The organism is Candidatus Eremiobacteraceae bacterium (assembly GCA_036511855.1).
Classification (GTDB): domain Bacteria; phylum Vulcanimicrobiota; class Vulcanimicrobiia; order Eremiobacterales; family Eremiobacteraceae; genus JABCYQ01.
This window is the reverse complement of sequence record DATCBN010000039.1, coordinates 40,994-55,531: the sequence shown is the minus strand read 5'-3', so window position 1 is coordinate 55,531 and position 14,538 is coordinate 40,994. Positions and strand designations below refer to the sequence as shown.

13 protein-coding genes, 2 tRNA genes and 1 pseudogene are annotated in these 14,538 nt (G+C 59.2%); 10 read left to right on the top strand and 6 right to left on the bottom strand.

Annotation, left to right across the window (positions count from 1 at the left end; translation table 11 throughout):
- On the top strand, positions 1–446 hold a 446-nt coding region (locus VII69_05720), incomplete at its 5' end, for a hypothetical protein (GenBank protein ID HEY5094587.1).
- A 1,003-nt stretch (positions 447–1,449) separates the two neighbouring features.
- Here VII69_05720 and VII69_05715 read toward each other — a convergent pair.
- Both VII69_05715 and VII69_05710 read right to left on the bottom strand, forming a co-directional pair.
- Positions 1,450–2,871 (bottom strand): NAD(P)/FAD-dependent oxidoreductase, encoded by a 1,422-nt coding sequence (locus VII69_05715; protein HEY5094586.1) that lies wholly within the window; start codon positions 2,869–2,871, stop codon positions 1,450–1,452.
- Positions 2,872–3,081: 210 nt separating this feature from the next.
- Positions 3,082–3,768 (bottom strand): ferritin-like domain-containing protein, encoded by a 687-nt coding sequence (locus tag VII69_05710; GenBank protein HEY5094585.1) that lies wholly within the window; start codon positions 3,766–3,768, stop codon positions 3,082–3,084.
- A gap of 376 nt (positions 3,769–4,144) precedes the next feature.
- Between VII69_05710 and VII69_05705 the strand changes: the two genes are divergently transcribed.
- Entirely contained in the window at positions 4,145–4,300 is a 156-nt protein-coding gene (locus tag VII69_05705; GenBank protein HEY5094584.1) for a lmo0937 family membrane protein, read from the top strand.
- A 698-nt stretch (positions 4,301–4,998) separates the two neighbouring features.
- Here VII69_05705 and VII69_05700 read toward each other — a convergent pair.
- Positions 4,999–5,511, bottom strand: a complete 513-nt coding sequence (locus VII69_05700; GenBank protein ID HEY5094583.1) for a hypothetical protein — start codon at positions 5,509–5,511, stop codon at positions 4,999–5,001.
- Between the two features lie 160 nt (positions 5,512–5,671).
- On the opposite strand from VII69_05700, the gene VII69_05695 reads away from it, so the two are divergent.
- On the top strand, positions 5,672–6,136 hold the full coding sequence (locus VII69_05695) for a hypothetical protein (GenBank protein ID HEY5094582.1): 465 nt from the start codon (positions 5,672–5,674) through the stop codon (positions 6,134–6,136).
- Entirely contained in the window at positions 6,108–6,842 is a 735-nt protein-coding gene (locus VII69_05690; GenBank protein ID HEY5094581.1) for a hypothetical protein, read from the top strand. Before VII69_05695 ends, VII69_05690 begins: the two co-directional genes overlap by 29 nt.
- 377 nt (positions 6,843–7,219) lie before the next feature.
- Here VII69_05690 and VII69_05685 read toward each other — a convergent pair.
- Positions 7,220–7,295: transfer RNA gene (locus VII69_05685), tRNA-Ala, on the bottom strand.
- Between the two features lie 199 nt (positions 7,296–7,494).
- On the opposite strand from VII69_05685, the gene VII69_05680 reads away from it, so the two are divergent.
- A tRNA-Ile gene (locus tag VII69_05680) sits at positions 7,495–7,571 on the top strand.
- Between the two features lie 173 nt (positions 7,572–7,744).
- Entirely contained in the window at positions 7,745–8,089 is a 345-nt protein-coding gene (locus VII69_05675; protein ID HEY5094580.1) for a hypothetical protein, read from the top strand.
- Positions 8,090–8,139: 50 nt separating this feature from the next.
- Here VII69_05675 and VII69_05670 read toward each other — a convergent pair whose 3' ends face one another.
- A complete protein-coding gene (locus VII69_05670) occupies positions 8,140–8,433 on the bottom strand; it encodes a hypothetical protein (protein ID HEY5094579.1) in 294 nt (97 codons plus the stop codon).
- Positions 8,434–8,644: 211 nt separating this feature from the next.
- Between VII69_05670 and rpmE the strand changes: the two are divergent.
- The 4 genes and pseudogenes from rpmE to hemF all read left to right on the top strand — a co-directional run bounded on the left by rpmE (position 8,645) and on the right by hemF (position 12,377).
- Positions 8,645–8,845: pseudogene (gene rpmE, locus VII69_05665) on the top strand (50S ribosomal protein L31).
- A 646-nt stretch (positions 8,846–9,491) separates the two neighbouring features.
- Positions 9,492–10,583: a peptide chain release factor 1 gene (prfA, locus tag VII69_05660; protein ID HEY5094578.1), complete on the top strand. Its 1,092-nt coding sequence runs from the start codon at positions 9,492–9,494 to the stop codon at positions 10,581–10,583.
- Positions 10,540–11,481, top strand: a complete 942-nt coding sequence (gene prmC, locus VII69_05655) for a peptide chain release factor N(5)-glutamine methyltransferase (GenBank protein ID HEY5094577.1) — start codon at positions 10,540–10,542, stop codon at positions 11,479–11,481. Before prfA ends, prmC begins: the two co-directional genes overlap by 44 nt.
- Positions 11,478–12,377, top strand: coding sequence for an oxygen-dependent coproporphyrinogen oxidase (gene hemF / locus VII69_05650; GenBank protein ID HEY5094576.1), 900 nt, complete (start codon positions 11,478–11,480; stop codon positions 12,375–12,377). Before prmC ends, hemF begins: the two co-directional genes overlap by 4 nt.
- 16 nt (positions 12,378–12,393) lie before the next feature.
- Here the strand turns inward: hemF and VII69_05645 are convergent, their stop codons facing one another.
- Positions 12,394–14,319, bottom strand: coding sequence for an alpha/beta fold hydrolase (locus tag VII69_05645; GenBank protein ID HEY5094575.1), 1,926 nt, complete (start codon positions 14,317–14,319; stop codon positions 12,394–12,396).
- Positions 14,320–14,538: the final 219 nt, after the last annotated feature.

The window sequence follows — 14,538 nt, the reverse complement described above, 5'->3', positions numbered from 1 at the left end:
CCGACGGGATGGCCTTTGACCGTCATGGGAACCTGTACGTCGGCTACCGCACCTGTCCGAGCGGCTCGGGTAGCATCGAGAAGTTTGCTCCGGGCTCCAGTCAGGGCCACGTAATTGGCATGACGCTGTCCGATCCACAGGGTGTCGCCGTAGATTCTAGCGGCAACGTTGTTGTCGATGAAACTGGAACTGCAAATAGCAGATTGCATCGCATCGACGTCTTCTCGCCGGGCTCGAAGACTGCATCGCTTGAAGTGCCGCTGCCTCAGGGGAATCTTCCCATTGAACTTGTGATCGATTGCCACGAGAATACTCTCTATGTCTCAGGCCTGTTCAACGTCGTTTTCGGAGCCAAGTATCCACTCCCCGGCCAGAGCCTATTTGTGAAGGAGCAAGTTTCGGCGATCATACAAGGCGTTACCACGACCAACACTCTAGCGTTCTGACGGCGGCATCGACGGCCGAGAGCTGCCGTCAAGCTTGGTCGGATCAGCGCGCGTAACGGCCTAGTATCTTAGCACAGTTGTTCGCGAATGCGTCGAGATTCTGGGCCCTTACTTGGCTTTGACGTCGCCTTCTGAATGGTCTGAACTTTGGGTTTGGAATTTGCAGCCTTCAATGCATTGACATTTTCGCGGTCGGTATTCATCGAGCGTTAGGTTGGCCCGCAATCGCAGTTGATCGGCAGATCCGGCAGTTGCTCGCGGCAACAAAGCCCAAGCTACGCAATCCGGGGGAATGTCGATCACGGGACCCTATTGGCGAATTTGATAATGGCGATGGAACGATTCTCGACGAAATCGCTAGCACGCAGGGGTTGCCGCCGGCAATTAACTCGCAGCAGGCAAGAGGTCAAGACTACCTGCCAACTGTCCAACCATCGTGGCCCACAAGAGAGAGCGTGACGACGTTCGCACCAAGCATCAGACCTCTGACTACTTTGCGATCCACAAGCGGTTCCCGCGTGCCTGTGTCGAAGTAGAAGGGTCCCTCAACGAATCTAAAGAGAGACCCTCCTATGACAGTTTCACTTCGAACCTTCCGCGACGCACGAAACGCCATTGCAGCCGTCCTATTAGATCGAATAGACGACGCACTTCAGCCGATGGACGTGCGGCTCGCCGCGAATATGATGACCGAAGCAGTCTTCGATGTGCTCGACCCTAGCCTATCGTGGCGGAACTGTTTCGACGCCGACATAGCACTTCTCGGTCTCGATTGATGGTTTGCCTTGTCTGCAATCAAGATATGTCGGCCACCGCCGACGTAATCACTCCTCTGGTATGCGAACATTGCACACATTGGATGGCCTTATCGCCCGAATACATGGCGCCGGTCGAAGCACGTCGGCCCGAGCTGAGGTTGCCGCGCTAGAAGCCCGTCTGCGCGACCTTTGTTGCGCATCCAGACAGCGGCAGCGCCGGGCTCACGTCGAAGGTAGAACAAAGTCTAGCCGTATTTGACCTGCGTTGCCAACCTGTCTACTGCTACGAAAAACGCCTCAGAAAATGTCGGATACGGCTGAATTATGCTTAGAAGCGTATCGAATTCAGCTCCGCTCTGAATAGCCAGACTTATGAACCCGGTCATCTCACTTGCCATCGGTCCGACTATCCATCCGCCGATCAATCGCCTCGTCGTCTTATCGGCGATGAGTTCAACGGCGCCTTTCGCGATATCCTCAAAATAGAGCGCCGGCCTTGTGATTTCGTCAAAGTTGACACGCGCATAAATCGCATCGATCCCGGCTTCGCGCGCCTGCTCCTGCGTCTTTCCCACCGACGCGACTTCCGGATCAGTAAATATGCACCGAGGCACAGCGTCGTAGGACGATTTTTCAGGATGGCCTAGTATCGCGGCTACTGCTATTCGGCTCTGATATTTTGCCGTATGCGTGAACATCGCTTTCCCGGTGACGTCGCCAACGGCGTACACATCGGCCGCTGCTCGGCACGAATCATCGATTGGAATATTGCCCCCATCGTCAACCGTTATCCCGACGAGTTCCAAGCCCAAATCGACCGTTCGCGCTTTGCGGCCGGTCGCCACGAGAAGCTTCGAAGCCGAAATCGTCTTACCGTTATCAAGGTGCACGCTCACGGAGCTCTCATCACAGGCAACGCTCACCGCCTTCGCTCCGGTCGAGATCGTAACGCCATCATTTTTCAGTAGTTGTGTTAGGATCTCCGCAATACCGGCGCTCTCGTTATGAATAATATGAGACGATGATTCAATCAGTACGACCTCGGCGCCGAACCGCGCAAACATTTGCCCAAGTTCGACACCAACGGGCCCGCCGCCCAAGACAACAAGGCGTTCGGGCACGGCGTCTGCTGCGGTCGCGTCGCGCGATAGCCAATATGGGCAGTCGTTTAGTCCCTGGATGTCGGGAATCGCATCGGTGGAGCCCGTCGCTATTACAATATGCTTGGCGCGATATCGCTCGCCGTCGACTGAGACGATGCCAGCGCTTTCGATTCGGGCCGTACCGCGCAGCAGGTCGACGTGTGCTTTCGCCAATTCGGACGCATGAATTGCGTCGCTGTATTGATCGACCATCGTCGTTCGCCATGCCGCCGCCTGAGCGAAATCTGGCCGCTCGTCGGAAAGTGGTTTTGAACCAGGGACGCGTTTCCCATCGGTTACGGGCTGCTCTGCCCTTAGCAACACTTTCGAGGGGACGCATGCCCAAAAGGCGCACTCCCCTCCCACGCGTTCACGCTCGACAACTGCGACTCGGCGCATTCCGCCCTGTTTCAGAGCCGTCGCAGCCGCAAGACCGCCAGAGCCCCCGCCGATCACGATTGCTTCGAAGACGCGGTCTTTGCTCACGCTCCTTGACCCGACTTCAATGACAGTCCGCAGAGGCATCTGACTCGTTGGACCCCCAGCTTGGTGTGGCGCAATCAGTTCCAACGAGAGATTTCCGTCCTGGCCCTCGATTAGTTCTGATCGGGCAGCCGGAAAATTGGAACGCATCACAGCGGGATTGTACTGGCAACGCTAGTTTTACGACCTTCTGAGGCGCCTCACATAGAAAAGGAGCGGGCCGCATGCTCGGCATCGCTCCTTCGCCCGCGTTCAACGAGCGGCGCGGGCCGGTTGACGCTTCTTCTTAACTTTGCCGTTGCTATTCTGCCCTGGCGTTGCCGCGATTTGGGCCTTACCGTTGCGTTCCACCGCGTCCGCATTCACCTGTTCCGCAATACCGGTAAGAGTCTCATCGGTCGCTTTCTCTTCCTTAAGCGTCGCTTCAAGCAACTTGGCAGCGTCTGCTTCGCCCAAGACTTCGGCATATGTGCGAACGGTGCCATACGCCGCAATCTCGTAGTGTTCGACGCGCTGTGCGGCCGCGATCAGGGCAGCGTCTCCCACGGGTTCGGGCAGATCCATTTCAAGCATCGCCTTACCCTCGGCGATAATGCCCTCCATACCTTTGCACTGCTTGCCCTTGGCCGGCACTCCGATGAGCTTGAATATCTGAGCGAGCCGTTTGACGTGCCCCCGCGTCTGCTCCAGATGCTCCTTGAAAGCACCGCGGAGTTCTTTGTCTTCCGCTGCCTTTGCCATTTTCGGGAGAGCCTTCAGGATCTGGGTCTCGGCGTGGTAGAGACCTTTCAATTCGCCGATCCAAAGATCGCGTAAGTTCTGAATTTTCAAAGTCGTTCGCCTTTGACGGGTCATAGGAGAGAGCGGACGGAAACCGGCCGCAACGAAGTCCTTATACCCATTCAGTGGTCTGCCAACGCGACTTTCGGTGACGAGCAATGTTCCAGCGGAATACATGGGCATCGATACAGTAAGGCGACGCGAAAAGGGCTCCAGTCTTTTGAAAGCTTCGAAACACGAACGTGACTAATAATATTTACAATTCGCGGGTGGCCACTAGCGACTGGCGAACCACTAAGGATGCTTAATTCAATTCTCCCAGCTTCTGATCCGGCAGTAGTTCCCGCGGTGCCGGTGAAGTCGAGTGCCGCCCTCGATAAGCGACATCGCCACTATCACGTATCCGTCTCGCTCGACGATTTAACAGAGCGAATGCGCAGATCGGCGACGCCTGTCAGACGAGATTTCTCATTCGACCACTAGTTCGCACTTACTCTCATTCGTGATCTCCGCTCTTGAGCGGGAGGGGTACAGCATGGCAAACGTCTTATGGACCGTCATCGTGATCTTATTCGTGCTATGGTTAGTCGGACTCATAGGCCACATCGGCGGCTCGCTCATCAATATCTTGATCGTCATCGTCGTCATCGGTGTGATCTACAACCTGGTAACAGGTCGGCGATCTGTGTAATGCGGACGGACTATTTGGTCTTTAACGGCGGCTAGTCGTCGCTGCGGTAAATCGATCAGCTCAGTTGCACTGGCTAATGGTTGCAAACAATTTGGCGTTTCGAGGCGTGCCGCTTCACGGAGCGGGCCGGCTAGCTAGCCAAAGTGAGCAGCGAATAGGTTTATTTTCGGCAAGGCGCCGAATGAATATGGTTTGGCCCAATGAAATGCGACTTATGTGACAACGATAGGAATCAAGTGGTAAGAGTGAATTCTTGGACGGTCTGTCACGATTGTTCTTCGAACGGCGTACTCCGGACTGCCATCGAAGCCCGCGATACAAGCGTGACCGCACCGGGTCCTATCAACTCCGATTCAACAGAAGTAGGGCCCTAGCGCTCGACGCAATTACGAACGGTCTGTGCAGCGATACTCGGCCGTTCCGCGTGGTATTCCAATCGAGGCGGCTCTCGGCCCTCGATGCTGGCGATGCACTCCATTATTTAAAATTAAAGGAATGTACGTGCCGTCGCGCCGCGTCGCCGATCCACGTTGGCGGAGGATAGCGGGTTCGAACCGCTGACCTCATGCTTGAAAAACGGTCGCGCGATTGTCGGCCCTCTTCTAGAGTGTCGGAAAATCGATAAAAGCACTGCTACACCTGACGATGGCGCAATCGAAAGATTTCGCTGTCGGCGGCCTCATCGAGGTCGGATACGTTCAGGACGAGCCGCACCTCTCGCGATGGGTCGGCGAACGCTTCATGCGTGCGTCGCGATGCATGATTTCCAAGTCTTGTGCGATGCTTTTCAAAAGACGTTGTGCTGTGGCCCTTGCGATGGTGTGACCGACTAAGACGTCGAATGCCGCACCGACGGGCCCCAGCGGCGGCGTGTACGATCCTTCAAGCGACAGCCGGCACGATTCGCGGTCATCGGCGTCTTCAAGAGTAAGCTGTCCGGTGAACGACGGAATCAGCCCGCCGCCATGAACGGGTCGCCAGACGATTGCGGTCTGACCCGTGAGCAGTTTTAAGTGGACCATCTTTGCGAAGTCGACGATGACGTCTTCTTGTAGCTGGACATGCGACCCGTTGCGGCGCGTCGGCGATGACACCGAAAGCGTCAGCAGGCCGTTGTGCTTTGTGAAGACCTCGCGGATGTATTGCCTGAGGTAGCCCGCCGCCAGTTGGAGCGGGACATTTATATGACGTTGTTCGACGATGCCAACCATGGCGATAATGTACTTTGTAGCCTAGTGGAATTGACGAAGTCCGTGTGAAGTCGTACCCCCTTTGGCCTTCACATCATCTTCCGCCCGTGCAAGTATTATGGCAGGAGAAGTTCACGATGGAGGCTCTGCAATAATGGGCTGTGTCTACGAACGACGGTCGGTGGAAGTACCGCTCTCCGAAGCGCGCGGCTACTTTGGGCGATTCGTCCGAGACATCGAATCTGAAGGTTCGGGCAGGATCGTCTTGACCGTCAAGGTCCCGCTTGAACGATTGGGCATTGACCGCTGCGTCGCGGTATCTAAGGCCGTCTCGGTTCACTTTTCACCGATCGCAAAGCCAGATGCCATCAAACAGCTTATGGCCGTCTCGTGGGAGCCTGAGGGCGGAGGCGTCTTTCCCAAATTCACCGGCACGGTCGGCGTCGAAGCAGAAGAGACGGTAAGTGCGAGCTTCATCACGCTCGACGGAAGCTACGATCCGCCGCTCGCGGTCATCGGCGATGCCTTCGACGCGATTGTCGGCAAGCATATCGCGCGCCAAACCGCGCGAAATCTGCTCGATGAAATCGCGATCACGATTGAAAGGGCATTCACCAATGAAGGGATCGACAATCATGCGGTTTAGTAAACTCGGAGTCGTTCGATCGATCGTTGCGACGATTGCTGTCGCGCTCACCGCGTGCAGCACGCAATCCACCGCGCCTGCGCCGATCCACGCAAACGGGTCGTCCCCGGCGAGCATCGGTTCAAGCGGCAGTGGGGCGCCGCACGTCGTCGACGGCACCCGCGTCCGGCTCGTGCCGGGAATGTCGATCGGTGTCAACACTTTTCCCGACGGCGATACGGCTTCCGGCGGCCAAGGTCAACAGATCGCGCCGCACCTCGGGTGCCACAAAGACATGCCGCCGGCGTTTCACATCCATATTCACCTGAGCATCTTCGATCCGACCGGTACCCAGATCATGGTTCCGTGGGCCGTCGGCATCGTCAAACCGTGGACGTATAACCACAGTGGCAATCAGGTGATCGGCGGTTCGTGCTTTTACTACATGCACACCCACGATCGGAGCGGCATCATTCATTACGAGGCACCGCGCGATCTCGGATTTACGCTGGGCGATTTCTTCGCCGTCTGGGGCGAGCCGCTCGACCCGACAAATGTGGCCGGTTACACCGGGACTGTATGGGTGAAAATCATTACACCGACGAGCGGCGGACCGTGGACGACGAGCATCGATCCTCGCACGATACCGCTCACGGAACACGAGCAGATCAGCCTCGCCGTCGGCAGCCCGGTGATTCCCGTGCCGAAATACATCTTCACGTACTAGGTCGTTAGCGGTTCGGGCGATCAGAAGCCCGCTGGCTCTCGTCGTGAGCAGTGGCGTGTCCTCTACCCTTAGTGCCGACTATTCTCGTCCGGTCGGTCTTTCTCGGCATGTCGTCTCCTCCGTCGAGCGCTTTTTGCCGGTGGGTTGAGCGTGTGGCACAATATGGGATTGAAATTCCGATTGGGAAGACTTCGCGACTGATGAAGCTTTGCGCTGTTCTTATAATCGATCGTCAAGAAACCTTCGTCGTATGGAAACGCGTTGGGAAGCCGGTGTTAGCCGCACGGGTCGATCCATGGATGCGCCTGTCCAGGGCCGTGCTGATGCGGATAGAGAAAAGCGAAATCCCGCAAACACTTGCGGGATAAAAGTTTTCTTGGTGGAGGATAGCGGGTTCGAACCGCTGACCTCATGCTTGCAAAGCACGCGCTCTACCAACTGAGCTAATCCCCCAGGCTGGATTCATTCTACCGCGTGCCGTCCGAGCCATGCCAATGCTAGCTTTAGATAGCATGCGCTCAGGAGACACAATGCACAAATAATTCGATTAAACGCGCTTGCGGAAGGACGAAAGTTGACGCGCTTGCGCGTTCTCTATCACGCGTTGACCGGAGGGACCACAGAGTAGGGCGCCGTATAAATGGGGTCTTCCGGGCGATTAGCTCAGTTGGTTAGAGCGCGTCCCTGATAAGGACGAGGTCACACGTTCGAATCGTGTATCGCCCACCATTTAAGTTTGCAGAGTGACCGCAAGCACACAGTCGCATCCCCAGTTCGCCGCGATTCAACGGACTTTTGACTGGCGACGGCGAACTAAGACTATTCCATCAGTATACTACCGTCACGACCAGAGTCGGCCGTTAACTTAGATATACTCATAAAACGCTGAAAGTACCGAAATCATGGATGAAAAAGATGAGACCGCGCAAGAAGCGCACCGCCTAGGGCGCACCATGCGCCGCAATATTCGCGAAGTCAAGACCACGGTCTCCGATACTGTTTTGCTCATCGCCGAAGACGCCGTCGATAAGGTGACCGATCTCGACCAGCGTCAGCGCGTCGCGGACATGCCGGCCGATTCGCAGCCGGTCGCAGTCCTGAAACACATCGCGATAGAAGCGCATGCGGAAATCGCGCAACAGGACGAGTCGTCGAACATCACGTCGGTCAATGCCCTTGCAGCCAACAAAGTCTTGACGCAGGCGCACGAAAAGACTGTGCGAGAAGCAGAAGAGACGGCGCATTGAAAACGGCCGGGTGTACCGGCCGCTTTGCTACCATATCGATTACGTGCCCGCTATTGTCCGCGGATGAGACCGATCCAATCCTTCGTCAGCTTGTCGTCGATTTTTCGATCGGTCATGTTCAGATCGTCGAGGAGAGATCGTTCTCGCATGCGCTCGGACCGTTCTTGAATCGCCTCGTTGAAGCGCTCTGATCGATCGTCCATGACCTCCTGGTGGGCCATTTCCCGCGCCTGAAGCATGAGCTGATGGGTTTCATCCATACCGAGCATGGCCGTTTGCGCCGCGTCGGTGGCATGCTGGCCGATGAGCTCGGCAGCGGTCGCTACTATAGGAAGCCAAGCCATGGTACGATCCTCCTTGGACTGCGTTGTGGCGGGGTTTTCCCGCGAAAAAGGGTGGGTGTCAAGTCGCAGCGCGACAGCCGGGCCTTGCCACCCTGTGTTATACTATTTCTCGGCGCACGTGGCGGTATGCGGGACACAAGACGAACCACAACTCGTCTTGCCAAAATCCCATTTAGTCAACCGCCGGGCAGCGCATCGAAAGGCAAGTCACGTGAGAGAGAAGATCCACCCAGCATGGCATGAGGCGCACGTCGTATGCGCATGCGGAAACAAATTCACCACCGGTTCGACGCGAGAGAAACTGCACGTAGAAATCTGTTCTGCGTGTCATCCGTTCTTCACCGGAAAACAGAAATTTGTCGACACCGAAGGCCGCGTCGAGAAGTTCATGACGAAATACGGCGCGGTGTCCAGCAAGAAGTTGAAGAAAGCGGAAGCAAAGGCCGCCGCGCCACCGGCCCCCGCCAAGCCCGCAAAGGTCGAGGCCGCGCCGGCCCAGACCACAGCGGAGATCAAGCCTTCGCCTGTTGAGCATCAACCGGAGGCGGCAGCGTCACCGGACGTTGCGAAGGCTGCACCGGAAGCCGCAGCAGCTTCGACAGATACCGCCGCACCTCAAGAAGCCTTTGCAACGCCGGAGGTTCCGGTCGTGCTCGAAGCCACGCCGGCTGTAACACAACCCAGCCCAGCGCCGGAGCCCGTCGCAGTGGCCGACGCAATCGCGGCACCCGCCGACACCGCAACTCCGCCGGCAGAAAAGCCGGTCAAGGCGAAGACGCCCCGCGCGCCGCGTGCGCCGAAGGCGCCAAAGGCTGAAGGCGCACCGAAGGCCGACAAGGCGCCGAAGGCCGCGGCAACGCCTAAGGCGACCGATGCCGAAGCGGTAGAGCAGACACAAGCCGCCGCGTCAACCGATGCCACGGCGTCAACCGAAGCCACGTCGACAACCGAAACCGTCGCGAACAAATCCGATTCCACGCAGGCCGACGCGACGGACGCCAACGCCCCAAAGTTGTAGCGGGATAGCGATCGCCACTCGATCGTGAGGAATTCCGCACATGGATCAAAGATCAACACTCGAAGCCCGTCTAGCCGCCGTCGAAGATCGCTTCAAAGATATTGAAGCGCGAATGGCGGCTATGGGCGCAAACTACGATCAAGAGGAAAGCACAAAGCTCGCGAAGGAACGCGCTTCGCTCGAGCCGGTGGTGCGCGCCTACGACGAGTACAAGGCCGCACTAGCACAACTCGCCGACGCCGAAGGCATGGCGCGCGACACCGATCCCGACATCGTCGCGATGGCACGCGCCGAGGTGCAATCTCTTCGCGCACGTACGGCCGAACTCACCGAGCACATCAAGATGCTGCTCGTGCCGAAAGATCCAAACGACGACAAGGACATCTTCGTAGAGATCCGCGCGGGCACAGGCGGCGACGAAGCAAGCTTGTTCGCCGGCGATCTCATGCGGATGTACGCGCGATTCGCCGAGGCCCGCAAACTCAAGCATGAGCTTGTGAGCACGGTGGAAACTCAGGCCGGCGGATTCAAAGAAGTCATTCTTGGCGTGAAGGGCGCGGGTTCATACCGCTTGTTCAAACACGAGAGCGGCGTGCACCGAGTGCAGCGCGTACCCGCCACCGAAGCGAGTGGCCGCATCCACACATCCACCGCCACCGTGGCCGTGATGCCGGAAGTCGAGGCGTTTGAGATCGAGATAAATCCGGTCGACCTTCAAATCGACACGTATCGCGCGCAAGGCGCGGGCGGACAGCACGTCAACAAGACGGAATCGGCCATCCGCATCACCCACCGTCCGAGCGGCATCGTCGTCGCATGCCAAGAAGAACGGTCCCAGCTCCAAAACCGCGAGCGCGCGATGCAACTGCTGCGCGCGCACCTCTACGAAGCCAAACTGCGCGAGCAGTCCGAAGCGGCAGCATCGGCGCGGCGCGCGCAAGTGGGCACCGGGGACCGCAGCGAGAAGATCCGCACCTACAATTTTCCGCAAGACCGGCTGACGGATCATCGCATCGGATTGTCGACCGGCAACCTCAAGGGCATCTTAGCCGGAGATCTCGACATCGTCGTCGATGCGTTGCTCGCCGATGAAGAACGCCGCCGGCTCGCGGACGGCGATGCCGTCGCGTAAGATCATGGGACGCGTGCATCCTACGGCTGCGGACAAACCTCTGACGATCGCGGGAGCGGTCGAGGCATGCCGCCGACGACTGGCGACCGTCTCGGAAGCGCCGTGGCTCGAGGCTCGGCTGTTGACCGGTCACGTCACCGGGCTCGACGCGTCAGCAGTCGTGGCGTACGGCGACAACTTGATGGATCACAGCCGCGCGCAAAGACTTGCGGATCTCACGTCGCGGAGGATGGCCGGCGAGCCGATCGCGTACCTGGTTGGCTTCAAAGAGTTTCGCGGTCTACGGATCGCGGTCGATAAGCACGTCCTCGTGCCGCGCCAGGAGACCGAAGAGCTGGTTGAGGCGGTCGTTGAAGATTGGCGGGGGCGATCTGTCGACATCTTGGATATGGGCACGGGTAGCGGAGCAATCGCCTGCGCGCTCGCAAACGCGCTTCCGCGCGCACAGCTTTGGGCGGTGGATGCGAGCGATGCCGCGCTTGCGGTGGCGCGCGCGAACGTCGAAGCGCATTTGTTCCTCGACCGCATCACAGTGTTGCAGGGCGATCTCTTCGAACCGGTTCCTCCAAGTCTCACATTCGACGCGATCGTCGCGAATCTGCCGTACGTCGCCTCCGATGATCCGGATCTTGCCGCCGAGGTCCGCGAGCACGAGCCGGCTCTTGCGCTATTCGGCGGTGCCGACGGGCTCGACGTCTATCGTCGCATGCTGGTCGCGGCGCCGCGCTATCTGCGAAGTACCGGATCGCTTTATTGCGAATGCGGGCCGCATAACGCCTACGAACTCGCGGCGCTCGCACGAACGGCATTTACAAACGGGCGGGTCGAAGTTCGCGAAGACCTATCCGATAGAGCGCGACTCGTGGTTGTTGCATTAGCCAAGCCGGAGCGCGAATGACCGGCGCGAGCAACGCTTTCACGACGGCCTCAAGTTCCGTCCGCGCGTGGGTGGAGCAGACGCAGTCCGATCTCTGCGCGTTTCTGGAAGCCTGCGACGGACGCGGCAAATTCGTGCACGATATCTGGCAGAGGCCCGGTGGCGGAGGCGGCGACACGGCGGTGATGACCGACGGCGCCGTATTTGAACAGGCCGGCGTCAACTCGTCCGCGGTGTGGGGCGAATTCGACGATATCGCGCTGAAGAAGCTTGGTGGAGAAGAGCGCCGGTTTTACGCAACGGGCATCTCGCTTGTCCTGCACCCGCATAATCCGATGGTGCCGACCGTCCACGCGAATTTTCGCTACTTCGAGCGCGGGGATGACAGTTGGTTCGGCGGAGGCAGCGATCTCACGCCGTACTATCCGTACGACGAGGATTGCCAGCACTTCCACGCCGTGTGGAAATCCGCATGCGATCGCCACGATCCCGCACACTATCCGCATTTCAAGCGTTGGTGCGACGACTATTTCACGTTGCCGCACCGTGGCGAGATGCGCGGAGTCGGCGGCATCTTTTTCGATTACCTGCGCGACGACTTCAACGCCGACTTCGCATTCGTGCGGGATTGCGGGTCGTCATTCATCCATGCCTATGCGCCCATCGTCGAGCGTCGCCGGGACGAACCGTTCGCCGACAGAGAGCGTCAATTCCAACTGTACCGGCGCGGGCGCTACGTCGAATTCAACCTTATTTATGATCGAGGGACGGCGTTTGGCCTAGCGACGGGAGGCCGGACGGAATCTATTCTCATGTCGCTTCCGCCACTGGCGCGTTGGCAATACGGGTACGCGCCAGAGCCGGGAAGCCGCGAGGAAGCGGCGCTCGCCTATTTGCATCCTCGCGACTGGGCTTGACAAGGTACGCCGCAGATCACGGCGCGGGAAGAGTCGCGCGGACCGTTTCTCCATCCACCGTTCCGGTTGCCGTCGCGATCGCGTGGCGATCGTATGCTTTCCAGCGAATGAAGAGCGTGCCATTCGAAACGCCGTGGATCGCGATTCTGGACTCGACGGCACCCGTGCCGAACACGGATCGCGCGGTGCCGGTAACCGCGAGGTCTTCCGTCCATCGAACTCCGTCGAGCTGCAAGTCGTAGGCGTTGCCCGCGAACGCAAACGTGAACGAACCGCCGCGCAAGCCGAGCACTTTCGGCCCGGGATCCCAAAGCGTGCGGGCGAGAGAGTCTCCGACGGTTTGAACCGCTGCCGCGGTGGCCCGCAGTTGCGGTTCGCGGCCTTGGTTGCCGGGCAGAGGATCGGCAGGCGCAAGATCGCGCGCATGGCGGACAAACTGCGGCACCGTGCGCAACTCCGGCAGTACTCCTGCGCACGACGTGTCTCCGGTTTGAAGGGTCGCGATGAACCGCAGCGCGATGCGCGATGCGCAATCGAATGGGTCTTCCATCGCGTCGACGTGGGCGCTATTCGCCATCACGACTTGGGTCGCGTGCGGGAATAACGCCGCCGCCTTCGCTCCTTGCGCCGCGGGCGTGATCGTGTCGATCTCGCCGGAGATGACGAGCACCGGAACGTCGGGGAATACCGTGCCGGGCGGAACGGGCTGACCAGGCGGGTAGGCCTCAAGCGGCACTGGCCAATCCAAGCACAGCGTTAGCACACTGTAGTCTGGAGGCATGTCGAGCCATTCGTCGAGGCTGAACGGCGCGTAGATATCCGGGTCATGCGCGCGTTTTTCATCCAGCGCCTCCAGCCATTGTTCGTGTCGCGCCGGTTCTTGTTCGCTTGCGCCGAACGCCTGCGGATAGTCGGCGCAACTGACCGCCGTGAATAGGCCCCGGCTGTAGTAGAACGCAGGACCCGCGCTCTCATTGACCGGGTACGATTCACCCGTCAGCCGCAGCAGCGGCAGAGCGTCGCCGTCGAGATCCGCGCGCGCGGCGGCATCGAGTTCTCGAAACGGTACGACCGCCAGGCCGCTCGCATCCATCACAAACGCAAGATCCGTCGCGGCAACCGTCACTTGCCGCATGCGATCGCCGACCGGCGCCATCCCGCTCGCCGGCTGCTTACGCAATGACGCGATCAATTCGGCGATACGATCCATTGACGAGCCGGGAAACGTAGCACATGCTTGGGCCCGGCGGCACACTGCGTTAAATGCCCGGCGGACGGCTGCGGGCGCTTCAGGATACCAGGGCGACTCACCGACCACGGGATAGGCGCCGTCGAGGATCAGCGATCGCACGCGATGAGGGTGTCTGCCTGCGAATGTCTGCACGAAAAACGTGCCGTACGAATCGCCATACAGGTCCGCCGTGCGAATGTGCATCGCATCCATAATGGCGGCGAGGTCGTCCGCTGCGAGGCCGGTCCCGTACAGAGCGGCGGCATGCCCAAGTTGCGCGCCGCATCGCTCGATATCGGGGTATTTCATGACCGGCGTGCTTTGCAGCGGCTCGCAATCGATGTCACGCGAATCGCCCGTGCCGCGATTGTCCATCAGAAGCATATCACGGTGATCGAGCAACGGGGCGAACAACGAGCGATAACTCGCGCGCGATTCGGTCGAACCCGAACCGGGACCGCCTTCGTTGGCGATAATTACGCCTTCGGATTTAGCGCCTTGATCGCCGCGCGGCAGCCACTCGAAGTGAATGCCAATCGTCCCGGGAATTGTGCCGCTCGGGTCGACCGCTCGGACGATCGTGCCGCAGTAGAAGGGCGACGTGGGCGAGCACGGATGAAGGCCAGTTGACACCGGAAGTGCCGCCGGGCGAGCGGGCGCCGCCGGTACTATCGCCAAAAACAACGCTATGACGAGCGCTATGCGTTTCATCGTGTTCGCTTGGGTTCTCACGACGCGGCGCGAACTCTTTCGCGGCAGGAACGCCTCGCGTCCGCGCGAACCTCAAAGTACATGGATTGCGTCCGGGCCAATCGCACGTCGAGCCCCGGCGGGTCGCCGGAGGCGACGCGCTCCTTGCGCACCCCGGGAACCAGATCTACCGAACGGCGGCCAATGGGTCGCCGTTTCCTATGCATCTCGACATTGCTT

Coding starts and splice junctions, on each gene's coding strand:
- VII69_05715 (HEY5094586.1), bottom strand. CDS start 2,871: ATGCCTCTGCGGACTGTCATTGAAGTCGGGTCAAGGAGCGTGAGCAAA.
- VII69_05705 (HEY5094584.1), top strand. CDS start 4,145: ATGGCAAACGTCTTATGGACCGTCATCGTGATCTTATTCGTGCTATGG.
- VII69_05700 (HEY5094583.1), bottom strand. CDS start 5,511: ATGGTTGGCATCGTCGAACAACGTCATATAAATGTCCCGCTCCAACTG.
- VII69_05690 (HEY5094581.1), top strand. CDS start 6,108: ATGAAGGGATCGACAATCATGCGGTTTAGTAAACTCGGAGTCGTTCGA.
- VII69_05675 (HEY5094580.1), top strand. CDS start 7,745: ATGGATGAAAAAGATGAGACCGCGCAAGAAGCGCACCGCCTAGGGCGC.
- VII69_05670 (HEY5094579.1), bottom strand. CDS start 8,433: ATGGCTTGGCTTCCTATAGTAGCGACCGCTGCCGAGCTCATCGGCCAG.
- prfA (HEY5094578.1), top strand. CDS start 9,492: ATGGATCAAAGATCAACACTCGAAGCCCGTCTAGCCGCCGTCGAAGAT.
- prmC (HEY5094577.1), top strand. CDS start 10,540: ATGAAGAACGCCGCCGGCTCGCGGACGGCGATGCCGTCGCGTAAGATC.
- hemF (HEY5094576.1), top strand. CDS start 11,478: ATGACCGGCGCGAGCAACGCTTTCACGACGGCCTCAAGTTCCGTCCGC.
- VII69_05645 (HEY5094575.1), bottom strand. CDS start 14,319: ATGAAACGCATAGCGCTCGTCATAGCGTTGTTTTTGGCGATAGTACCG.